This window comes from Pseudaeromonas sp. HNCC25DJ180, assembly GCF_055413345.1.
This window is the reverse complement of sequence record NZ_JBVAYF010000001.1, coordinates 65,172-86,063: the sequence shown is the minus strand read 5'-3', so window position 1 is coordinate 86,063 and position 20,892 is coordinate 65,172. Positions and strand designations below refer to the sequence as shown.

General features: G+C 57.8%; 19 protein-coding genes. 6 read left to right on the top strand and 13 right to left on the bottom strand.

Translation table 11 applies throughout. The features are described from left to right. Position 1: 1 nt before the first annotated feature. From ACZYTD_RS00360 to dusB, 4 genes are all read right to left on the bottom strand, one after another. Positions 2-2,470 (bottom strand): putative bifunctional diguanylate cyclase/phosphodiesterase, encoded by a 2,469-nt coding sequence (locus ACZYTD_RS00360; RefSeq protein ID WP_463887715.1) that lies wholly within the window; start codon positions 2,468-2,470, stop codon positions 2-4. Then, positions 2,467-3,495, bottom strand: a complete 1,029-nt coding sequence (locus ACZYTD_RS00355) for an ABC transporter substrate-binding protein (RefSeq protein ID WP_463887713.1) — start codon at positions 3,493-3,495, stop codon at positions 2,467-2,469. Before ACZYTD_RS00355 ends, ACZYTD_RS00360 begins: the two co-directional genes overlap by 4 nt. Before the next feature lie 305 nt (positions 3,496-3,800). Next, positions 3,801-4,100 carry a DNA-binding transcriptional regulator Fis gene (fis, locus tag ACZYTD_RS00350; RefSeq protein ID WP_463887711.1) on the bottom strand — a complete coding sequence of 100 codons (300 nt, stop codon included), beginning with the start codon at positions 4,098-4,100 and terminating at the stop codon, positions 3,801-3,803. Then, entirely contained in the window at positions 4,075-5,133 is a 1,059-nt protein-coding gene (dusB, locus tag ACZYTD_RS00345; RefSeq protein ID WP_463887709.1) for a tRNA dihydrouridine synthase DusB, read from the bottom strand. The genes fis and dusB overlap by 26 nt, the downstream gene beginning before the upstream one ends. A gap of 349 nt (positions 5,134-5,482) precedes the next feature. Between dusB and ACZYTD_RS00340 the strand changes: the two genes are divergently transcribed. The 6 genes from ACZYTD_RS00340 (at position 5,483) to eda (ending at position 11,936) form a co-directional block, all read left to right on the top strand. Continuing rightward, complete coding sequence (locus tag ACZYTD_RS00340; RefSeq protein WP_463888451.1) at positions 5,483-6,850, top strand: TolC family protein; 1,368 nt, start codon at positions 5,483-5,485, stop codon at positions 6,848-6,850. Further along, positions 6,847-7,848, top strand: coding sequence for an HlyD family secretion protein (locus ACZYTD_RS00335; RefSeq protein WP_463887707.1), 1,002 nt, complete (start codon positions 6,847-6,849; stop codon positions 7,846-7,848). Before ACZYTD_RS00340 ends, ACZYTD_RS00335 begins: the two co-directional genes overlap by 4 nt. Then, positions 7,838-8,983: an ABC transporter permease gene (locus ACZYTD_RS00330; RefSeq protein WP_463887704.1), complete on the top strand. Its 1,146-nt coding sequence runs from the start codon at positions 7,838-7,840 to the stop codon at positions 8,981-8,983. Before ACZYTD_RS00335 ends, ACZYTD_RS00330 begins: the two co-directional genes overlap by 11 nt. Further along, entirely contained in the window at positions 8,976-10,136 is a 1,161-nt protein-coding gene (locus tag ACZYTD_RS00325) for an ABC transporter permease (protein WP_463887701.1), read from the top strand. Before ACZYTD_RS00330 ends, ACZYTD_RS00325 begins: the two co-directional genes overlap by 8 nt. A gap of 55 nt (positions 10,137-10,191) precedes the next feature. After that, positions 10,192-11,187, top strand: coding sequence for an SMP-30/gluconolactonase/LRE family protein (locus ACZYTD_RS00320; RefSeq protein WP_463887698.1), 996 nt, complete (start codon positions 10,192-10,194; stop codon positions 11,185-11,187). Between the two features lie 98 nt (positions 11,188-11,285). Beyond that, complete coding sequence (eda, locus tag ACZYTD_RS00315) at positions 11,286-11,936, top strand: bifunctional 4-hydroxy-2-oxoglutarate aldolase/2-dehydro-3-deoxy-phosphogluconate aldolase (RefSeq protein ID WP_463887695.1); 651 nt, start codon at positions 11,286-11,288, stop codon at positions 11,934-11,936. Between the two features lie 323 nt (positions 11,937-12,259). On the opposite strand, the gene ACZYTD_RS00310 is transcribed toward eda, so the two are convergent. From ACZYTD_RS00310 to cutA, 9 genes are all read right to left on the bottom strand, one after another. Next, the gene (locus ACZYTD_RS00310; RefSeq protein ID WP_463887692.1) at positions 12,260-12,844 is read right to left on the bottom strand and encodes a DVUA0089 family protein; all 585 of its coding nucleotides are present in this window, start codon (positions 12,842-12,844) and stop codon (positions 12,260-12,262) included. A gap of 278 nt (positions 12,845-13,122) precedes the next feature. After that, entirely contained in the window at positions 13,123-13,512 is a 390-nt protein-coding gene (locus tag ACZYTD_RS00305; RefSeq protein ID WP_463888450.1) for a GIY-YIG nuclease family protein, read from the bottom strand. Positions 13,513-13,532: 20 nt separating this feature from the next. Next, positions 13,533-14,156, bottom strand: coding sequence for a YIP1 family protein (locus tag ACZYTD_RS00300; RefSeq protein ID WP_463887689.1), 624 nt, complete (start codon positions 14,154-14,156; stop codon positions 13,533-13,535). A 330-nt stretch (positions 14,157-14,486) separates the two neighbouring features. Continuing rightward, the gene (locus tag ACZYTD_RS00295; RefSeq protein ID WP_463887686.1) at positions 14,487-15,542 is read right to left on the bottom strand and encodes a porin; all 1,056 of its coding nucleotides are present in this window, start codon (positions 15,540-15,542) and stop codon (positions 14,487-14,489) included. A 189-nt stretch (positions 15,543-15,731) separates the two neighbouring features. Next, positions 15,732-16,727, bottom strand: a complete 996-nt coding sequence (locus ACZYTD_RS00290) for an energy transducer TonB (RefSeq protein WP_463887683.1) — start codon at positions 16,725-16,727, stop codon at positions 15,732-15,734. Further along, positions 16,720-17,349: an acyl carrier protein phosphodiesterase gene (locus ACZYTD_RS00285; RefSeq protein WP_463887680.1), complete on the bottom strand. Its 630-nt coding sequence runs from the start codon at positions 17,347-17,349 to the stop codon at positions 16,720-16,722. The genes ACZYTD_RS00290 and ACZYTD_RS00285 overlap by 8 nt, the downstream gene beginning before the upstream one ends. Positions 17,350-17,557: 208 nt before the next feature. Next, positions 17,558-18,304: a carbonic anhydrase gene (locus ACZYTD_RS00280; protein WP_463887678.1), complete on the bottom strand. Its 747-nt coding sequence runs from the start codon at positions 18,302-18,304 to the stop codon at positions 17,558-17,560. Between the two features lie 278 nt (positions 18,305-18,582). Continuing rightward, positions 18,583-20,388: a protein-disulfide reductase DsbD gene (gene dsbD / locus ACZYTD_RS00275; protein WP_463887676.1), complete on the bottom strand. Its 1,806-nt coding sequence runs from the start codon at positions 20,386-20,388 to the stop codon at positions 18,583-18,585. Beyond that, a complete protein-coding gene (cutA, locus tag ACZYTD_RS00270; protein ID WP_463887673.1) occupies positions 20,385-20,702 on the bottom strand; it encodes a divalent-cation tolerance protein CutA in 318 nt (105 codons plus the stop codon). The genes dsbD and cutA overlap by 4 nt, the downstream gene beginning before the upstream one ends. Positions 20,703-20,892: the final 190 nt, after the last annotated feature.

The window sequence follows — 20,892 nt, the reverse complement described above, 5'->3', positions numbered from 1 at the left end:
CTCAGGTTGAGCGGCTGGAGATGGCTTCCGGTTTAGCTGTGCGTTGGGCTGAGCAGATCTGCTTGGCGAGGGGGTGGCCATCCGAGTGTAACAGGATGAGCAGTGAGGCTTCATCTATGGGACGGGAGAGCAGGTAGCCCTGTGCCAGATCGCAGCCTTTGGCTGTGAGTATCTCCAGCTGTTGGACGGTTTCTACCCCCTCGGCCACGACCTTGAGATTAAAGGCGGTGGCCAGTTGCAATATGGAGTCGACTAGTTTGGGATCATCTTCCAGATGAGAGGTGAAGCTGCGGTCGATTTTCAGGCTATCCAGTGGGAGTTCCGCCAGATGCTTGAAGGAGGTATAGCCGGTGCCAAAGTCATCCAAGGCAATTTCCACGCCTAGCGATTTGAGGCGCTGCACCATGCTACGGGCCACCTCATCCAGTTCGACCAAGGCGGTCTCGGTAATTTCGATGCCCAGTTGGGCGGCGGGGATCGCGTACTCCTTCAGCAGTCGCTCCACATGCTGAGGATAACTGGGGTTGGATAACTCGGTGGCCGAGGCGTTGACGGCCAGGTGAAAGTGTTCCATCCCTTGCTGGCGTAAACGACCCAGAAAGGCGCAGGATTGCTCCAGTACCCAGAGATCGATATCCAGGATCTGCGAGGAGTGCTCGGCGATAGGGATGAAACGATCCGGAGGCACCATGCCAAATTCCGGATGTTGCCAGCGTAGCAACACCTCGGCTCCGGTGATTTCACCATTGCTCAGGGCATATTGGGGCTGAAAGACCACCCTGAACTGCTGCAGGGGGATGGCCCCCGTCAGCTCTCCCTCCAACCACTTATCTTCTCTGATCTTGCTGGCGCAGGCCCCGTCCATCAGATACCAGTAGTTTCCGGCATAGCGACAGGCATAACGACGGGCCTGGCTGGCACTTTGCATCAGCTCTTCAACCTGACTTCCGGCCTCGGGAAAGCTGATGATGCCTGCGCTGAAGCGTAATTGCAGTTGGTAGTCGCCCAACTGGATCGGATCGTTAAGCCGTTTTGCTAACAATTCACAGATCCGGACTGCGCCCCCGTGCGGGTATGACGCAATAGGTGCCAGCAGGAAGGCAAACTCATCCGAGCCAATTCGTGCCAGGTTTTGGATGTTATGAGATGTTGCTGGATCCTGTCGGAAGAGCAGGGCGCTTATGAGTTGGCTCATCATCTGCAGTGCCCGATCACCTGTGGTGGAGCCAAAGGTATCATTGATACCACTGAGATTATGGAGTTTCAGTTGTCCCAGAAAGAGCATATTCCCCTCTTGTCTGGCATGAACCAACTGTTTCTGTAGTTGGCGCAGGAAGGCATTTCGGTTGTTTAACCCGGTAATGGGGTCGATAAATACCGATTTTTCCAACTCATGCTGCGAGGTTTCCAGCCGAAGCAACATGTTGGAGAACTGATTGTGGAGTTCACTCATTTCATCTTCGCTGGGGAGGAGCGGGATCTGCCGTATCTCCTCACGCGACACCTGCAACATGACATGTCTCAGGCGCTCCATGGGGGTAAGCACCAGTCGCTTGAGGATCCAGCTACTCAGCAACAGGAGGATCCCCATACTCACCATGAGCCAAACAATGAGGCTGGTGCGGATGGTAGCAGAGGCGGCGGCAATCATGGGGATGGGGATGAGCGCCAGCAGATCCAGATCATCATTGATCCGCTCTTTTGCAACATGGTAGGTCTGCTCGCCGATTGTTATCTCTCCCTCCACATTGGGCGGCACTATCTTCAGCAGTGTCCGGTCGTTGCTGAATACCAGCTGTTGGCTACTGTGCTCAACGAGCAGTAAGTTAAAACCGTACAGCCGCTCTTGCTCGCGTAAATAATCGCCAAGCTGAGCCAGGGAGGCGGTCATCAGCAGGGTGTACTGGGCCGGTTCGCCATCATAAATGCTGAGTTCGGGCCGAGAGTTACCAAATTGCAGCCCCTGCTTCAGTACATACTGCCCTAGCTCCTTGGAAAAAATGAATCGCTCATAGAAGTGTTCTGGCTGCATATGCATCAGGGCGACAAATTGATAGTTACTGCCATCTATCGGGGCGAAGGGGTCGACGCCCTCACCGGCCTTGAGCTCCTCCTGGTTTAGGTTGTTGAGCAGAGTTAGCTGCAGCAGACCTGGATTTTGCTGGATGAGTTGATGAAACAGGCGCAGTACCTTGGGGCCCAGATAACTGCTTTTTTCCCGAGGGTTCTGGCTGTTGAGATAGTCCACCACGCTCTCACTCTGGGGGAGGGCGGCCAGATTCAGGCGATAGTTACGCAATATTTCATTGAGATGAATATGACTATTGCTGGCGAGCAATTCGATTTGCGCACCTATATGTTCCAGGCTCGACTTATTGAGCAACAGCATGCCCTGAAAACCCATGGCTAGTAGTGGAAAGATCACCACGGGCAGCAGGGCTAGCGAGAGGCGATTGCGCAGGCGCTTCATTTTATGACCGAAAAGAAGATGGCATTGCGCAGCTCATCATGCACCAGCTCGGGGCTATAGTACTCAGAGTGGCTAATGTGTGAGCTGGGTGGATAGGCAACAGGATCGGCTTTCATGGTGGCGGAGATGAGCGCCTCCTTGAGTGTCGGGGCAAACCCGCTCTTTTCGCCATTGAGATTGGCGATATCCGGGCGCTGCAAAAAGTTAATCAACTCTGCGGCTTCTTTGGGATGACTGCTCTTCTTGTTGATGGCCAGGCAGTCAATCCAGATGGGGGAACCCTCTTCCGGGGAGACGAATACCCAATCCTGATATTTTGAAATTTTCTGCAGCGTATAGAAGTCACCACTGTAGACCATGGCGGCATAGACCTCGGCTTCCTGTTTCGGGTCTCGGATGGCGGCCAGGGAGAGACGATAATTCAGCACGGCATGTTTCTGCGCTTGCAGGTGAGTAAATGCCTGCTTGAGCTCATCTTTGTTGCGAGTGTTGATTGAGTAGTTCAAGGCTTTGAGGGCCACAGAAACCAGGTCGAAGGCATCATCCACCATTATGATGTGACCAGCCAGATCGCTATTTTTGGCATCTAGTTCAAAGAGTTGCTGCCAGTGTGTGATGGGCTGGCCGACATGGCTGCTGCGGTAGGCGATACCTATGCTGCCCCAGAAGTAGGGGCTGGCTTGCTGGCCGCAGGCCGCCAGGAACCGGGGTTCGATAGCGGCTTCACTCTTATATCCAGCCGCAGGTTTGTCATTAAACAGCGTGGACCAGCTGAGGGTTTGCAGGCTCTGGTAGTCAATCACTGTGAGATCCACAAGCGGAGCGTGCTTGGCCAGCAGCAGATTGCTGCGTGCCTCCTCGCTGTCGAAATAGAGCTCCTTGATGGTATGTCCCGTCTCTTGGGTGAAGCGGGTTTTGACCTCGGGATCCAAATAAAATGGCCAGTTATAGACCACAAGTTCGACTGCGCTGGCTGGCGGGAGGAGGCCCAGGCAGAGCAAGGAAAAAAGAGAGGTTCTTTTCATCGCCGTGTGTCCTGAAGAGGCCAATTAATGCGTTAGTGTGGGCAAGTTCGTAATCTGTTAGTTACAACTATAGTTGTGGGAGGGGGGGGGTAGCCTGTCAGAAACGACAATGGCAAAATTGACCGGCTCGACTACATGATCGAGGGTGTTAAGAGGGGGTGAGGAGGCGGTGCCGGTGTTGTATATCCCTCGCCCTGGCTTAGCGTTGTTTCTCTTGTTCGTACTTTGGCGTGGCATCGACCACAAAAAAAGCGCTAACCCTTGCGGATAAGCGCCTTTATTTTCAATGCGTTAACTAAATTACTTTAGTTCATGCCGTACTTTTTCAGCTTCTTGCGCAGAGTGCCGCGGTTGATGCCCATCATGGTTGCAGCACGGGTCTGGTTGCCACGGGTGTACTGCATTATGATATCCAGCATGGGCGCTTCGACTTCGCTCAGCACCATTTCGTAGAGTTCAGTGACTTCTTGGCCGTTGAGTTGAGCCAGGTAGTTGCGCAGAGCCTGTTGGACAGACTCACGCAGCGGGCGCTGCATCGGCTCATGGGTGTGTGCATGGGTAGTGATGGTCACCAGTGCGTCAGAAGTCAGGTTTTGTTCGAACATATGCGGTCTGCTCTTCGTTATGCTGTTGCTTGTCAAAAAAATACTTCAATGCGTCCAGCTGCGTTTCAGCAGTCTCCAACGCATTGAAACCTCTGCGAAAATCCCGGCTCTCCAACAACCTTTCCAGATACCAGGCCACATGCTTGCGGGCAAAGCGCACGCCCTGATAAACACCATAGAAATGGTGCAGGGCCTGCACATGCTCAAGCACTAAGGCGCGCACCTCGTCCATGCTGGGTGCGGTCGGGGCCTGATCCTGTTCCAGATATTGGCGGATTTGTCGAAAAATCCATGGCTGTCCTTGGGCGGCGCGACCAATCATGATGGCATCGGCTCCCGTATAGGCGAGTACTTGACGCGCCTTCCGGGCCGAGTCAATGTCGCCATTGGCTATGACCGGTATAGATACAGCCTGCTTGATCGCCTTGATGGTGTCGTATTCGGCCTCGCCCTTGAATAAACAGGCGCGGGTACGGCCATGCACAGTCAGCGCCTGGATGCCGGCTTGCTCCGCCAGCAGCGCTATCTCCACGCCATTTCTATGCTCGGGATCCCAACCGGTGCGGATCTTGAGGGTGACAGGAACCGGCACGGCTTCGACCACGGCCTGCAGTATATCGCGCACTAGGGCGGGATCCTGCAGCAGGGCGGAACCGGCATACCTCTTGTTCACCTTCTTGGCTGGACAACCCATATTGATGTCGATGATTTGCGCATCGGCGGCCACATTGTTACGTGCAGCCTGTGCCATCAATTCAGGGTCGGAGCCCAAGATCTGTACCGAGCGAAAACCCGCCTCATCGGCGTGGACTCTGCGTTTCTTTGACTTTTCCGTGTCCCAGGTATCGGGATTCGCCAACATCATCTCGGAGACGGCCAGACCGGCGCCCATACGCAGACAGAGCTGACGAAACGGGCGGTCGGTGATTCCGGCCATCGGCGCGAGTATCAGTGGTGAGTCCAGTTTGTAGGGACCAATCTGCATGGAAACGACACTATCAACCATAGGCTCAGGGCGGCGTATATTACGCATTTTTTCCCTGAGTGAAAAGGTTAGAAATTGAGCGTTGTTGTTTTTTTTCGCCAATTGTTTGGCCATAACCACTTGCAAATTTAAATGGAGTGCAGAAATCGCTGCCATCGCGAAATGATAGGGTTCAATAGGGGCGTTTATTGGTGCTTCTGTGACTGAGGTGACGCCTTGATGTCTGCTCTGTGTAACCGGCTTACACTTTTGTTATGCTCAAAAATGAGTTTTGGCTCTAACGCTGTGATGCAACCAAGGATGTGATGTGAAAAAGCATGGGCAAACGCAAAACCGAGGTCACCGCTGGCCTCGCGTGTTGGGGGGCGTGCTGGCGGTCTGTATCAGTTCCAGTTGGATGGGGTTAGTGCAGGCGGCAGAGCTGGCATTTAGTTCGGCCTGGCAGCAGGTGCTGCAAAATAATGATGGTTTGGCCGCCGAGCGAGCCGGTGTTTCCAAAGCCCTGCAACTGCAGGAGGCGGCTAAGGCGCTCTATCTGCCCCAGATCGATCTAAGCGGTAACTATACCCGCCTGGATCAACCGGTAGAGCTGGATATGACGGATCTCAATCCCATCGCCAGCAACAAGAATAGCCCGCTGCTCAACAGCCCCTTGGTGCAGCAGATTATCCAGGGGTTGGGCGGGGCGAATGCGTTTGTCACGCCCCTGACGGAACGGGATCTGATCACCAGCTCGGTGCAGGCGCTGTGGCCGCTTTACACCGGGGGGCGCATCGATGCGGCGCAAACCATTCGGCAAGGGCAGCTAAAAGAGGCCGAGCAGCAATTTGCCTTGAAACAGCAGGCAGCGTTTGAAGCCTTAACCCAGCGTTACTTTGGCCTGGTCTTGGCCAGACAAGTCGTGGTGACCCGGGAGCAGTTGGAGCAGGGGTTGGTCACCCATCTGGATCATGCACGCAAACTCGAACAGCAGGGGCAGATAGCCGCAGTGGAGCGACTCTCTGCCGAGTCAGCGCTGGCCAAGGCTCATGTCGAGACGCAGAGTGCTCGCCGCCAGGCTGAGCTTGCCGAGCTGGCCTTGGGCAGCCTGCTGCATCAAAGTGGCGCGCTGCAGCCCACGGATCCGCTCTTTATCAATGTGCAACTGCCACCGATCGAGCCGTTTGTGGCCCAAACCCTGGCTCATCACCCCGGATTGCAGTTGTTGGCGGCCAAGCAGCAACAGGCCGATGGTCTGTTGACCCTGGAGCAGGGTAAACGATTGCCGGAACTCTTCTTATTTGGCAACTACTCCCTCTATGAGCAGGATACGATCGCCGCCGAAATGGCCCCGGATTGGCTGGTCGGGGTGGGGGTCAAGGTGCCCCTGGTGTCCCGGGATGGCCTCTCGGCCAGCGAGGCGGCGGCCAGTGCCACTCAGGTGCAGGTAAAGTACCTGCTGGCTCAGTTGCGTCAGGATCTCACGTTGTTAGTACAGAAGAGTTGGCGTGAGGCGGAGTTGGCGCAAGAGCAGTATCAGGGGTTGGGCGTGACGGCCAGGCTGGCGCGAGAAAATGTCCGGTTGCGTGACAAGGCCTTCAGTCAGGGGTTGGGTACCTCGCTGGAGGTCGAGGATGCGCGCAACCAGTTGGCTGGGGTCGAGACCCAACGCCAGGTAGCTGCCTACCAGTATGTGGTGTGTCTGGCCCGTTTGCTGGTGCTCAGCGGTCAACAGGGTGAGTTTAGTCAACATCAACAACAGAATGCCATCGAGGTGAAACCATGAAGCGGTCGCGAGTGAATAAGCTGGTGATAGGGGGTGGGCTGTCGCTTCTGCTGCTGGTGGCCGCTTTCTGGTGGTTGCATCAACCGGCACCTGAACGGTTACAGGGGCAGATTGAGGCCCAGAGCTACAGCGTCTCCTCCAAGGTGCCGGGGCGCATCGATTCGATTCGGGTCCAGCGCGGGGATAGGGTCAAACAGGGGGATCTGATCTTTACTCTGCATAGCCCAGAGCTCGATGCCAAGTTGATCCAGGCCGAGGCGGGTCAGGCGGCAGCCGGGGCCTTGGCTCGCGAGGTGGCGCTAGGCGCCCGGGCGCAGCAGATAGCCGCAGCCAAGGATCTCTGGCGCAAGGCGCAAAGTGGTGCCGAACTCTACGGCAAGACCTACCAGCGGGTGGAGAGTCTCTATCGAGATGGGGTAGTGTCGCTGCAAAAGCGCGATGAGGCCAAGACCCAGTGGCAGGCGGCTAAACTGAGTGAAAATGCGGCCTGGCAGCAGTATCAACTGGCATTGGCCGGGGCACGGGAGGAGCAGAAACAGGCGGCTAGAGAGAAGGAGCGCATGGCCGCCGGAGCCGTGGCCGAGGTGCAGGCCTATGCTGCCGATCTACAGGTGAGCAGCCCATCTCAGGGGGAGGTGAGTCAAGTGCTGTTGCAAGCCGGAGAGCTGGCGCCCCAAGGCTTCCCTGTGGTGACAGTGACCGACTTGAGTGATGCCTGGGTGCTCTTGCATGTGCGCGAAGATCTGCTCTCCCGCTTCCAGCCGGGGCGGGAGTTCATGGCTCAGGTTCCGGCCTTGGGTCAGGAATTACATAACTTTCGTGTCACACATGTGGCCGTGATGGGGGATTTTGCCACCTGGCGCGCCACCGATAGTCGGCAGGGCTTCGATATGCGCACCTTCGAGGTGGAGGCGCGCCCCGTCACTTCGCTGCCGGGTCTGCGGGTCGGCATGAGTGTCCTACTGGAACTGCCTGCGGAGGGGCCAGATGGTCACTAGGGCCGGCCAGTTTCAAGCTCATTGGCAGCAGGAGTGGCGCAACATCTGGCAGGACAGTTGGCTACGGTTGCTGGTGACCCTGCTGCCTCTGCTGCTATTTGGTTGGATGGTGTGGCTGTTTGATGGTGGTCAGGTGCGGGAGTTGCCCTTAGGGGTGGTGGATCAAGACCACAGTCACTTCTCGCGGGTGTTGGCCCGGCAGTTGGATGGTGCTAGCGGCCTGGCTCTCACGGCCACATACCCGGATCTGCAGGCGGGCAGTCGCGCCATGCGCCAGGGGCAGATCTATGGCTTGCTGTTTATCCCCAAGGACGCGGAGAAAGGGGTGCGCCAGGGGACTCAGCCTGTGGTCACGCTCTTTTACAACAGCCAGTTGTTGCTGGTGGGCAAGCTTATCAACGGTGCGGCTCAGCAGAGCCTGGGCAGTGTGAATATACAGTTGGCGGCGCTTGGGGCTCTGTCTCAGGCACAGGCCCTACCCAGTGCCTTGGGGGTGGCCATGCCCCTGGCGAGTCAACTCACCCCTCTTTATAACGGCAGTGGCAACTATGCGCTTTTCCTGGTCTCCGCTCTGCTGCCGGCGGTATGGCAGATCTTGATCGTGGTTACCGTCATCAGCAGCTTCGTGCGGCGGGCGCGCAATGGTCAGGAGGCCACCTGGCATGCCTGCGGTTTTTGGGCTGGGCTGGGGGCCTTGTTGCCCTATCAGTTGCTGTTCTGGGGCTGGGGTGGCGTGATGGGGGCGCTGCTGTTTGGTTATCGCCACTGGCCCATGGTGGGGAGCTGGAGTCTGTTGCTGCTGGGGCAGGGGCTGACTGTGCTGGCTTGTTTGGGCTTGGGCTCTTTGCTCTATCTGCTGACTCGGGATGGGGCGCGGGCCTTCAGCCTGGCTGCCGTGCTGACCGCGCCGGGGTTCGCCTTCATGGGGGTGACCTTTCCCGCCAGTCAGATGGGGGAGTTGGCCCAGCTGTGGCGGGCGCTGCTGCCGATCTCTCACTATGCCGAGCTACAGTTGGGGCAGGCTAGCCTGGGTCTAGTGGGCCAGGCGGCCTGGCAGCCCGTGCTGGCCCTGCTGGGGTTTGTGCCACTCTGGCTGCTGGTGGCCGGGTTACAGGGGCGGAGGTCTCATGGGTGAGTTCTGGCGTCTGCTGCGCCTGGAGAGCCGAGCCCTGTTCGGTGACAGTGCCATACTGCTGACCCTGTTTGGGGGCATCCTCTTCTATGCCCTGCTCTACCCCTTACCCTATGCCCGACAAGTGCCGCGGGAGTTACCTCTCCTCTTGGTGGATGAGGATGGCAGTGTGCTCTCCCGGCGCCTGGCCTTCATGGCTGACGCCACGCCCCAACTGCGGATCCTGAGTCAGGTGTCGACCCTGTCCGAGGCCAAGGCTAAATTGCAGCAAGGAGAGGGGAAGGGGATCTTGGTTATCCCGCGCCATTTCTACCGGGATGTGCGCCTGGGGCGTACCGTGACACTGGCCTTTGCCGGGGATGGTGCCTACTACCTCATCTTTGGTGCCGTGGCCGAGGGGTTGAGTTCGGCCGCCGGGACACTGGGGGCGCAGATCCGCATCACCCGACTGTTGGCATCCGGCGCGACGATACCGGGAGCCGAGGCCCGTTGGCGTAGCTTTACCCTCAATAGTCAGCCACTGTTTAATCCGACCCTGGGTTACCAGCAGTATGTGGTGCCCGCCGTCTTCCTGGTGATTTTGCATCAAACCCTGCTCATAGCCGCCGCTCTGCTCGGAGCGACCCAGAATGAGAGCCGCCTGCAGGGGCAGGCGGGTTATTGGCAACGAGCGCCACTGTTGCCTTGGCTGCTGGCGCGGCTGGGGCTCTTGATGCTGCTCTACTTGGGCTTCATTTGTCTCTATTTTGGCCCCATGCTGGCCTGGTATGGGCTCAACCAGTTGGCCGCGCCGGCTGTGCTACTGCTGTTCTTGCTGCCCTTCTTTCTGGCGGCGGCTGGCTTGGGCATAGTGCTGGGGGCTCTGCTCACACGGCGAGAGCTGGCGACGCCCATAGTGCTGCTCTCCTCTTTACCCTTGGTCTTTAGCGCCGGTTTTATCTGGCCCGTGGAGGCTCTGCCGGGTGGATTAGTGGTGCTGGTGCAACTGCTCCCCACCTCGCCCGGTATCCAAGGGCTCTTGCGACTGGAAGCCATGGGCGCTGACTGGCAGGATCTCCTCCCCTGCTGGGGGCAGCTCTGGGCTTTGGCGCTGGGCTATGGGCTCTTGGCCTATGCTTGCTTGCGCTACCGCCAGCGGGCGTTTATCGCCACCTGATTGGCACCACCTGATTGGGCGGTCAATCGCAGACATTAGCTAATCGCAGACCTTGTTGCGCTTGGTTACATTCTCCCACTTGACCGTGGCGCTGGGCTGGCTGCTACCCTGTCGCCCCAAATTACTCCCCTCGCATAGGGGGCAGCAGCAGGAGCAGTGGATGGAGAGTGTGGTCGCCAAGGAGACTCTGGCTCGGGTGGGATATGAGTGCTACCAGCTGGGGGAATCCCCCCGTTGGGATGAGCAGGAGCAGGCACTGTGGTGGGTGGATATCCTACGTCATCGCCTCTATCGCTGGCAGGCCGAGAGCGGTGTGATCGTCAAGCGCGATCTGGGGCAGGAGGTGGGTTGCTTCAGCCTCTGCCATGCGGGAGGGCTCATTTTGGGCGGGCAGAGTGGTCTGTTACGCCTGCCAGAGCTGACATCGGCTCATGCCCATGTGTTGCACGCTCCCGAAGCGGACAGACCCTGGCAGCGCTTCAATGATGGGCGTTGTGACCCCGCAGGACGCTTTATTGCTGGCACCATGAATCCGCGTAAGGATGAACAGTTTGGCTCCTTCTATCAGTTGACGGCCAATGCGCTTCGCCCTCTGTTGGGCAAGAGTTGGACCTGTAACGGTCTGGCCTTCAGCCCGGATGGTCAGACCCTCTACTGGTCGGATACGCCTAACCGCACCATCTATCGCTGCGCCTATGATGTAACAAGCGGCGAGGTCGGAGCCTCCGAGCTTTTCTATCTGGTTCCCGAAGGCTGGGGGCGGCCCGATGGGGCCTGTGTAGATAGCGAGGGGTGTTACTGGTCGGCGCAATATGGTGGCGGCCGCCTGCTACGCCTCTCCCCTCAGGGTGAGCTGCTGGAGTGTCTATTGCTGCCGGTGACCAACCCCACCATGCCCTGTTTCGGCGGTCCCGAGCTTAACAGCCTGTTTATTACCAGTGCGGCTCAGCAGTTGACGCCACAACAGTTGCGGGCTAATCCCTGGGAGGGGGCACTATTGCGCCTGGAAACTCGGGTCACGGGTTTGCTTGAGAGCCGTTATCGAGAGTAGCGACAGGCCTTGAGCTTATGGCTAAGATGAAACCTTCAAATCGGTAGCATGAGCTTGGGCTTGGCTATTCAGGTGGCATAGTTAACCAGGAGTTGAGAATGGCGTGGCAATGGGATCCGCAAACGGTACTCTGCGCTTCGGCGGTCGTACCCGTCATGGTGATTGAGCAACTGGAGCAGGCACTGCCTATGGCTCAGGCCCTGCTGGCAGGGGGGATCTCGGTGTTTGAGGTCACCCTGCGCACTCCGGCGGCCTTGCCTGCCATCACCGCCATTCGTGCCGCCTTTCCCCAGGCGTTGGTCGGGGCCGGAACCGTGCTGAGCGCGCTCCATTATGAGGCCGCTCAGGCCGCGGGCGCCCAGTTTGCCATCTCACCAGGTAGCACGCCGACCCTGCTACAGCATGCTCACTCTGGCGCTATTCCCCTCATCCCCGGTGTGGCTACCCCATCGGAGATCATGCTGGCGTTGGAGTTGGGTTACTGCCATCTCAAATTCTTCCCCGCCGAGGCCTGTGGTGGTGTCGCCGCTCTCAAAGCCATGGCCGCGCCGCTCTCTAGCGCCCGGTTTTGTCCCACCGGTGGCATAGGGCCCCATAACATGGCCAGCTATCTGGCGCTGCCTTGCGTCAGTTGTGTCGGGGGATCCTGGATGTTGCCTGCCGCCAGTGTGGCGCAAGGCGATTGGGCAACGGTCACCGCCTTGAGTCAGGCGGCTATCGCGCAAGCCAGTGCTCTGCGGCAGGGGTAATATTTACTGTCGCAATGAATCATGATTTTTTCGATATAGGCGGGTGGTTTCGATATATAGAGATAAAGCGCTAGGCCTGTAAAAATAGCTAAAAATTTCGAGTGAAGTTAAATAATAGAAACGAAGCATGGTGGTCGAAAGTTAAATAAGAGTGTGGCATTGCCCAATGTAGGTCTAACATTGATTGGATATGCATAAACGGGGTGTACGGAATAAGCAGTGGCGAGTCGGGAATGGATATAAGAAATATAAAGCGGGAGTGGTGAACGGAGAAAGCCTTGAGACTGGTAATAGTCTCAAGGCTTTGGCGTTAGCAGGCTAGATTAAGCGGCAACTTGCTTGCGACGGCGAGCGGCAGCCAAGCCCAGCAGACCAACCGCCATCAGGGCATAGGTTTCCGGCTCCGGCACGGCGGCAACGGTAGAGACGTTCAGGGTGTAACCCTGACCGCCGACCAGCGGACTGTTGCTGTAACGACCAACGCCTACGGTATAGGTGCCAGCTTCGCTGAAGTTGTAACTCAGGTAGCTGTCGTAACCGTGGATCGAACCGGCATCGCCGACACCACCGTCGTCATTGTAAGCCAGTCGATCACCAACTGAATTATAGATGTTCAGCCAGGAGTCCAGGGCGGGCATGGCATGATCGATATCAAACAGCACATTGGCGGCGCTGGTCAGGGTGAAGCTGTAATAATCCCATGCATTCTGGCCGGTACCTGTGGCGGAGGCATGAGCCACAGCAGTAGAGTCGGTAATTTCGGCATTGTATTCCTGAGTAAAGTGGCCATTCAGTGATTGGGCGCTGCTCAGGGTGTGATTATTACCATTTGCGGTAACCAAAGAGGCATTGGCATTCAGTGATGCCAGCGCCAGCGTGACCAACGCAATCTTATTCAGTAAAGCCATGATGAAGTTCCTTTTCATTAGTGTGCTTGTATCAGTTACAAATTTTAACATGGCTGCCAAGGGGTATTAGGAGGGTATTAGTAGTAGTGAAAAGGGGTGTGTATTTATTCTAATTTTTGCTATCACCTGCACTCATGAAAAAATATTTATCTTATGTATGGTCTTTTATGGTGCCATCTTCTGCTGATTTGGGTGTTTCATGGGTAACTTCATTACTTTTTCGCCATAAAACAGTTGGAGATAGGGGGACTTGCGGTATTAGATAGATGTGTCACTTGTCAGCGGGGGCTATCTGTGATGAGGGTCTCACTTTGCTCGCCAGGCTGCGGACCACTGGGTGTTGATATGGCTGAAAGCCGATGGCCTGCAGCCAGGAGGTGTGACTGCTGGGGGGCGTTCTGGGCTGGGGCGAGAGTCGGTTGAGTTATAGTAACAAGCGCTTGTTCCCCCCGGACCAGTGCCTCTTTGTAGGTTTTTGGCTTCTGCTTGAGGGCATATTCCAGGCGCAGGGCAGTGCTCTGATCTCCCACTGCCTGCTGCCAGACCAGTTGAAGCGGGCCGCGCCCGCGTAGGGCGCGGGCGCCCTTGCCGCTTTGGTGTTGGGTAAAGCGGCGCGCCACATCTGTGCTGATACCTGTGTAGAGGCGTCCTTGGTCATCACGCACCATATAGAGGGACCAGCACTGACTCAAAACAGATGCATCAGCAGCAGTTTGCCAGGGTAGAGCAGCAGCATGGCAGCCATGGCCGCTAGCAGCAGGTTGAGCAATGCCTTGCTCATGGCCATGCCTTGCGCGGTGGCGACGCCTATTACTAGCAGGGCTACGGACCAAAAGCCGAAGAGCATCTGTAGCAGGGCGGCGAAGAGAAACAGCTTGTTGCTCGACATGACCGCCATCAGCTCAGGGGTACGCGGCATGAAGAGATCGCTCCCCAGGACCACCAGCATCAACAGCCAACTCAGCAAACCCAGCACATTGGGCAGCCCGGCCCACGCCATGACAGTGCGCAGTTGGGCGGGTTCGCCCTGACCGCCGATGAAGCGACCGATACGCACCATCAGCCAGGCCCCCAGATAGAGCTCGGCTAGGCCAAGCAGAGGCCCTGCCAGCAGACAGATGAGCAGTAAGGGAAGCAGACTCAGATGCTGGCCAAAACCGCCCCCGCTCAACTGACCGAAGGCGGTGCCAATTCCGCCCAGCATGGCCAAGGTGAGGACATTGTAGCCGGGGGCTTCGTCTAGCAGGGCGCGAAAGGTGGTAGTGGGGGTGCGCCAGAGGCTTTTCCAGGGATTGAGTGACAGTGTGGTCATGGTTCTACTCGCAAGGGTATCGACAGCTGTCGACAGGATGAATGGCAGCCTACTGCCCCCGAGCCCTCGACTCAAGAGCGTGATCCGTAAAATAGTCGCGCCACTGCTGTCGCTGGGGCCAGCCGAAGGATAAAAAAACAGCCACCCAAGGGGTAGCTGCAAAAGTGCGTAGGCGTAATGACGCTGAGCACAGGGATCGTCATGAGACAAAAGACTCATCATCACTCTAGCGGATAGAAGCTGAATGGAAGCTGACTCAACCCTGGGTCGTGGCTGAACAATAAAAAAAGCCGGACAGCTAGCTGTCCGGCTTGTTGGGCTGAGTTTGACTTAGAAGTCGTAACGCATGGCCACGGCAACCACGTCATCGGTATTGATGCCGTACTGCTTGGTAAAGCTGTTGTCATCCAGCAGGTTGACCTTGTAATCCACATAGGTCTGGAAGGTCGGGGTGAACTTGTAGCTGGCGCCCAGGCTCAGGTACTCGTTGGCGGTGTCATCTATGTTCTGGCTACTGTCTTTCACATCGCTACGGACATAAGCCAAAGAGGGGATGAACTTATCGGCAATGGTGTACTGCACCACGGCTTCATAGCCACGGTTCTTATCGGCATAGCCATTGCCGATGGCATAGTGATCACGACCATCTGAGTAGGTGGCGGCGGCATACCAGTTGTTGGCGGCATAACGTACACCCACGGCTCCCAGCTTGGCATCGCTGTCACCACCAAAGGCGGCGTTCTTTTCTTGCTCGGCTGTCTTGCCTGCCTGGTTATAGACAGTGGCGAAGCTCAGCCCCATGGGCAGGTCGTAAGAGGCCCCCAGAGCGAAACCTTCGTTGCTCCCCTGCATCCACTTGCTGGGGTCATTGTTCTGTGGGTCATTCTTGCCGGTGAACTGGGCACCCAGGGTCAGCGCGTCATAGGTGAAGGCGTACTTCAACAGGCCATTGGTGCGGCCGGTACCGAACACTTCGGTGTTCTTGCCCAGACCATCACCGCCCCACTCTGGCAACACGTCGGTGTAGTCATTGACCATGGAGAGCAAACCATCCTGACGACCATAGGTCAGGGTACCGAAGGTATCGTGACGGATACCGGCAAAACCCAGACGCAGTTCGTCGTTGTCGCTACCTGCGGTAGGAAGGTTGTACTCGAACTGGCCCAGACCAGTCAGGTTGTTACCCAGCGCGGTTTCGCCTTTCAGGCCCAGACGAAGGTAGCTCTCGTCGCCTTTAATGTTGTCATTGTCGGAGCCGTAATACATGCCGGTGGCACGGCCGTAGAGGTCCAGCTTGGAGCCGTCCTTGTTATAGATTTCAGCGGCTTGAGCGCCGGTGGCAGCCAGCAGGGTGGGGATGGTCAGAGCGAGTAATTTAACTTTCATGTGTCAACCTCATCATTGTTTTGGCTGGCCGGGCTACAGTGTGCCGAGGCCGTTGAGGTCAATCTACCTACTTGAACATAAACAGAAGCTGAATCAATTAACTGGGAATGGGCTGAAGCTGAACCAGGGGTAAACCACTTGCTGGCTGATGCGGGTTGCCACACGTCAGCTATTGGGCAGGGTGTCTGTTTAGTGGCGGGTTAGCTTGAACTGGATCGGAAGCCGTAACCGTGAGCGTTGTGGCTGACCATTCTCCCTGTAGGGAGAAAATAGGCTCTGAGCGACGGAGCGCAGGGCGGCCTGATCGAGCAGGGCGTGTCCCGAGCTCTGGATAATGACGCGCTGTAACTGCTCGCCCTCCTCATCTAGCCACACCTCTATGATGGCCTCACCCTCCAGCCCTTGCCGCCGAGCTAACATAGGATAGGCCACGGGAGAGGGGCGACCGCGATAATGGGCTGTGACTATCTTGGGTTGCGTCTCTTGCTGCTGTGTCGGGGCGTGACTCTTGGTCGCCACCAGGTTTGTGCGCGCGGCTAGGCGGGTGCTCGTCGCCGTGTTTGTCGGCATGGTGCTGGCTTGCTGCCCTGTGCTGGTGCTGCCAGGGTGGGAGATGGCTACTGCCGGAACGGCCGCCTGCGACTGGGTGGCGGGCGCAGTCTCGCTGGCTGGTTGGGTGGGCAACTCAGCTGGTGGCACTCTGGTCTGTCTGTGTTGTTTCTGGCGGGTCACTGCCTTGGCTGCCTGTGTGGGGTGTTTGGCTCGCTTGGGTACCTTGGGCGGCATGGCGGAGGGCTTGACCGTAGGTGAGGCTGGCTGGAGTGCCTGGGTAGTGAGCCGAGTGCCGGTGCTGGAGTGCTCTGGCGCCATAGTGGGTTGCCGCCTGGGCTGAGTCACGAGTGTGGCCCGGATAAGGTCATCACCCCGCATGTCAGCGGGAGGCGCCAGCACAGGCCCAGGGTGCAAGGCCAGCCAATAAAATAGGGCGACACCCAGCAGATGGGCACTCAGTGATAGCCACAGGGCCGGTCGCGCAATTTTGGCGGCGCGCAGGGGGGGGGTGCCATGGGACTCTGGTCGAAGTGGCTGGCCCAACTCGGCTAGGGGTGCCAGGGGGCAGGCCGTCAAGGGGCTGACCGCGGTCAAGGCGCTACTGTCGCGAGGGCCGCAGGCCGGCTCAGCCATGTGTGGTATCCCTGGCGGCGCTATGGTGTTGCGCAAAGTGCACGACATCTGGGAAAAAGGCTAAAAAATCGGCCTGAAACTCAGCATAGTGTGCCAGTAACTCCTCGCCAGCGCCCAGCAAGGGATTGGATCTGCGGATCCGGTATTGGGCTATGTTATCGAGCGCTCGGCTGATAGCGGCGCTCTCTTGATAACTGTAGAGCCAGTTATGGCGGATCATCCGCTCCAGAATGGCTTGCAGCTCTGCGGGTAGCCAGGCATCAAACTCCCGGAGGCAGGCATAAAAGCGTTGGGTGTATTCCAGCAGGGGGAGAGGAGAGTAACGCTCCCACTCCTTGGCCAGGAAATGGTCATAGAAGAGATCGACCATGATGCCACCATAACGGCGACGAGCAGCCGAAACGCGGGCGCGGCTGGCCATAAAGCAGGGATGTTGATCCGTATAGAGATCAATGGCGCGGTGGAGTCTAACCCCTTGGGCCAAGGGAAGGGGCAAAGCGCCGGGCAGCGGGCCTTTGACAAAGTCCCCCAGCAAGCCGCCGACCATCATGGCGGGCTCGTCTCCTGCTAATAAGATATGTGCCAAAAAATTCACATCAGCCCTCGAATGCCCACAGTTCATGTGCCGTCAGCTTGTCAGGTTACCTTCGCTGTCTGCGCGAGTAACCCTGAGTGCTGCGCCGCCGAGATCATACACGGGCCCTCTGCGCTTGTCCCTGCCGCGGGCATGTGGCCGACGGTGACTTGCGCTAAAAAAAGAGCGAACCATTTGGCTCGCTCTTTCATGCTGCTGTTGCCCTTCACCAGACGTATGGTCGGGACACTGTGGCTTACTCCACCACGAAGCGGGCGCCGAGTGGTTGAACCGGGCGGTTGTTGGGGAAGCCAATCAAGTGAGCAAACTCTTCGATCTGCTCTTTGGCGGCTGTCATAGGCTTTTTCAATACCAGCCAGCGCACCCCTTCACTGCAAGGTGGTGTGGTCAAGGAGCCAGCGAAGCGATAGTAGCTGTGATCCGATGGCAGCAGATCACTCACATCCACGCTCTTGTGCAGAGGGATGACAGCACCGACTTTGGCGGGTATCTGTTGCCAGAGGGTGCTAAGTAGCGGATTTGCTTCTCCTGTCTCGAACATCACACCTATGACGGCCAGATTGCCACTCTTATCGGCATGCACCAGATGCACCTCGAGTGGATATTGCTTACCCTGGATCAGGTTCTCGCTGGGGGCGTGGAAGTGGAACTGTTTCAGGGCGAAGGCGGCACCATCAATGGAGACCTGGCTACCATCGGCATAGCTCACCTGAACCGTGTGACCATTGTTGGTGATCTGGTTGCCACCGGCCTGATAGCTAAAGGGCACCTTAGGCAGTTTGGCTTTGAAGCCCCCTTGAATGTCGATGGGCGACTGGTTACGCCCCGCGCCACAGGTGGCAAATTCCGGGCTGAGTTGGGCCCAGTTGTTGGGAGCGAACTCCCCTTCATAACCCCAGTGTGCATGCTCAGCGGCACCGGCCGTCAGGCTAATTGCCAATGCAGCGGCTGAAGCAATGGCTTGAACTCCATTTCTACGCATGAAAAACCTTCCTAAATCCAAAAAATATCAAGACTGTTCTGGCTATGCTGACTCTGTGGTCGCTCGGCCAGGTTGACCGTGGGTGATTACCCGCCTTCTCATGCTGCGGTCGCCATGGCTACTGCTTTATGGTGACTCAGATGAGAGCGCTATTGATCCTGCCATTATGTGACCAGCTGGTGGTTGTTTTAGATCAATTTGTGCTGGTTGTGTTGGAGCAATTTGAGGCGGGTTGGCCGCCAGCACTGGAGCGTTGCAGGCGGCCGTTTAGTTGGGGCTTAGCAGTGATCAGGTTGACAGTTGGGCAGGGTGTCCAGAAATTGCTCCGGCGGTTGGAAACCGTCGATACGAGCCAAGGGGTGTGGCGGCTGGCCGAAGAAGAGGATGGCCGGCAGCCCAGGGATCGACATGGCTTGCAACAACTCCTGTTGGGCTTTACCCGGTGCCGTGACATCGGCGCGCAGCAGCAGGTAGGGGGTGAGACCCGCCTGCACCTTGGCATTGCTGAAGGTCTCGGCATCTATCTGTTTGCAGGCCACACACCAGTCGGCATAAAAGTCCACCATCACGGGCTGCTTGCGAGCGCGGGCGGCGGCGAGTTCCTGTTGCAGTTCACCCAGCGAGGCTACGGCGCGAAAGTTGAGCGCTTGAGTGGCAGGCGCCAGTTGTTGCCAACCGAACCAGACGAGTAGCGGTAACAGCAGCAAGGAGGCCAATCTCAGTCGGGAGCGGGGCAGCAGGGCCAGCAGCAGGTAGCCCAAGCTGCAGATCAGCAAGAGTAGCCAGGCGGCACGGATCAACGGTTCTGGCAGCAGGCGAGCTAGCAGAATGATGGGCACACTCAACAAGAGGAAACCAAACAGCACCTTGACTCGCTGCATCCACAGACCGTGCCGCGGTAGCCAGCGCGGGCCCAGAGTGCCCAGCAACAGCAGCGGTATGCCCATGCCCAGCGCCAGGGCATAGAGCACAGTGGCACCCAGCAGCCGATCGCCACTCTGGGCCACATAGAGCAGGGCGCCCGAGAGGGGGGCCGTGGTACAGGGGGAGCAGATCAGGGCGGATATGGCCCCCATGGTGAAGACCCCAGGCAGGGAGCCGGCGCTTGAGCGGCCCGCCAGCCGATGCAGACGCAGCTGCAGGTTGGCGGGGAGTTGCAGTTCGAAGGCGCCGAACATGGCGGCCGCCAGCAGCACGAACAGCAGGCTAAACAGCGTCAGTACCAGAGGGTGTTGCAGCCAGGCTTGCAAGCTGGCCCCCAGGGCGGCCACGGCCAGTCCGACCAGGGTATAGGTCAGCGCCATGCCCTGCACATAAGCCAAAGAGAGGGCAAGGGCTCGCCCCACGCTGAGGCTGCCGCGCCCCAGTATGATGGCGCTGAGGATGGGGTACATGGGCAGCATGCAGGGGGTAAAAGCGAGCCCCAGCCCGAGCAGCAGGAAGATCCCAGCCGCAGCCCAAGTGCCTGAGCTCAGGGCCTGTTGTACTTGGTCCGCGAGTCGGTCAGTGACGCCCCTTGTGGGCTCTGGCGTGTTAGCGCTGACCTGGTTTGCCGGCGTGTCCTCTGCCGAGGAGCTCTGTGCGGCTACCGCTTGTAGATGTATGGTTTGGCTCACGGGCGGATAACAGAGCCCCTCGGTACAGCCCTGATACCCCAGCGTCAGTTGGGCACCAGTGGGTACCGCGAGCAGAGGAATAGTGAAGCTGACGGCTTGATAGAAGACCTGGGTTTGACCGAAGAACTCATCTTCATGGCGTTCGCCGGCGGGGAGCGCGACCTCACCCAACTGACCGCCACTCACCTGCCAGCTCAATTTGTCGCGATAGAGATAGTAGCCATCGGCTAGCGTCAGTTGCACCCGCAGATGCGCGCCCTCTTGTCGGGTTTGCAAGACAAATGCCTGCTCGGCGGGGAGAAAATGGGGCTTGGCCGGGGCCAGACCCAGATCGCCCAGTAGGGCATCGGCACTGGTGGCGGCCGGCGCCGCCGGTAACGTGAGCGTCCAACCTGAACTCAGCAGGCCGATGAGCAGTAATAACCACGCCCTCCAGGTAGGAGCTTGGCGGCAAAGCAATTGGTTCATAGGGTTACGTCGTTAAGCCAGTTGAGATAATCCTCGTCGGCTAGCAGCACGGGCAGGCCGATGATCTCCGGTACTTCATAGGGGTGGTGTGCCCGGATAAAGCTGCGCAGTGGCTCGAACAGTTCGCTATGGGTCTTGATGATCAGTTGCACCTCGTTCGCTTTCTCTATTTTGCCTTGCCAGCTATAGATGGAGAGCACAGGGTTGATGAGATTGACGCAGGCGGCGAGGCGAGCCTCGACTATCTGGCTGGCCAGTAGGGTGGCCACCCCATTATTGGGGCTGGTACAGAGTACGACGAGAGCTTGGGGCATGAAACTATCTCCGCGGTGAGGCTGCCGTGACTGAAGATGGAGCTGGCTCACTATAACGGGGTCCCGCCCATAAATCACTCACCACGGAGTGAGGTTTGGTGTCTATTGAGACTTAATTGGCTAGCTTATCGGAGGGGGCAAACGCGCAGCCTGATGGGCTAACAAAATTGTCGGCTGCTCTGTCAGCGTG

Excerpts from the sequence above, each read along its gene's own strand:
- ACZYTD_RS00290 (WP_463887683.1), bottom strand. The coding sequence starts at position 16,727 with ATGGCTGAGCCGGCCTGCGGCCCTCGCGACAGTAGCGCCTTGACCGCG.
- fis (WP_463887711.1), bottom strand. The coding sequence starts at position 4,100 with ATGTTCGAACAAAACCTGACTTCTGACGCACTGGTGACCATCACTACC.
- ACZYTD_RS00325 (WP_463887701.1), top strand. The coding sequence starts at position 8,976 with ATGGGTGAGTTCTGGCGTCTGCTGCGCCTGGAGAGCCGAGCCCTGTTC.
- ACZYTD_RS00310 (WP_463887692.1), bottom strand. The coding sequence starts at position 12,844 with ATGGCTTTACTGAATAAGATTGCGTTGGTCACGCTGGCGCTGGCATCA.
- ACZYTD_RS00340 (WP_463888451.1), top strand. The coding sequence starts at position 5,483 with ATGGGGTTAGTGCAGGCGGCAGAGCTGGCATTTAGTTCGGCCTGGCAG.
- dsbD (WP_463887676.1), bottom strand. The coding sequence starts at position 20,388 with ATGAACCAATTGCTTTGCCGCCAAGCTCCTACCTGGAGGGCGTGGTTA.
- ACZYTD_RS00295 (WP_463887686.1), bottom strand. The coding sequence starts at position 15,542 with ATGAAAGTTAAATTACTCGCTCTGACCATCCCCACCCTGCTGGCTGCC.
- ACZYTD_RS00300 (WP_463887689.1), bottom strand. The coding sequence starts at position 14,156 with ATGACCACACTGTCACTCAATCCCTGGAAAAGCCTCTGGCGCACCCCC.
- ACZYTD_RS00335 (WP_463887707.1), top strand. The coding sequence starts at position 6,847 with ATGAAGCGGTCGCGAGTGAATAAGCTGGTGATAGGGGGTGGGCTGTCG.
- eda (WP_463887695.1), top strand. The coding sequence starts at position 11,286 with ATGGCGTGGCAATGGGATCCGCAAACGGTACTCTGCGCTTCGGCGGTC.
- cutA (WP_463887673.1), bottom strand. The coding sequence starts at position 20,702 with ATGCCCCAAGCTCTCGTCGTACTCTGTACCAGCCCCAATAATGGGGTG.
- ACZYTD_RS00305 (WP_463888450.1), bottom strand. The coding sequence starts at position 13,512 with ATGGTGCGTGATGACCAAGGACGCCTCTACACAGGTATCAGCACAGAT.
- ACZYTD_RS00330 (WP_463887704.1), top strand. The coding sequence starts at position 7,838 with ATGGTCACTAGGGCCGGCCAGTTTCAAGCTCATTGGCAGCAGGAGTGG.
- ACZYTD_RS00285 (WP_463887680.1), bottom strand. The coding sequence starts at position 17,349 with ATGAACTGTGGGCATTCGAGGGCTGATGTGAATTTTTTGGCACATATC.
- dusB (WP_463887709.1), bottom strand. The coding sequence starts at position 5,133 with ATGCGTAATATACGCCGCCCTGAGCCTATGGTTGATAGTGTCGTTTCC.
- ACZYTD_RS00360 (WP_463887715.1), bottom strand. The coding sequence starts at position 2,470 with ATGAAGCGCCTGCGCAATCGCCTCTCGCTAGCCCTGCTGCCCGTGGTG.
- ACZYTD_RS00355 (WP_463887713.1), bottom strand. The coding sequence starts at position 3,495 with ATGAAAAGAACCTCTCTTTTTTCCTTGCTCTGCCTGGGCCTCCTCCCG.
- ACZYTD_RS00280 (WP_463887678.1), bottom strand. The coding sequence starts at position 18,304 with ATGCGTAGAAATGGAGTTCAAGCCATTGCTTCAGCCGCTGCATTGGCA.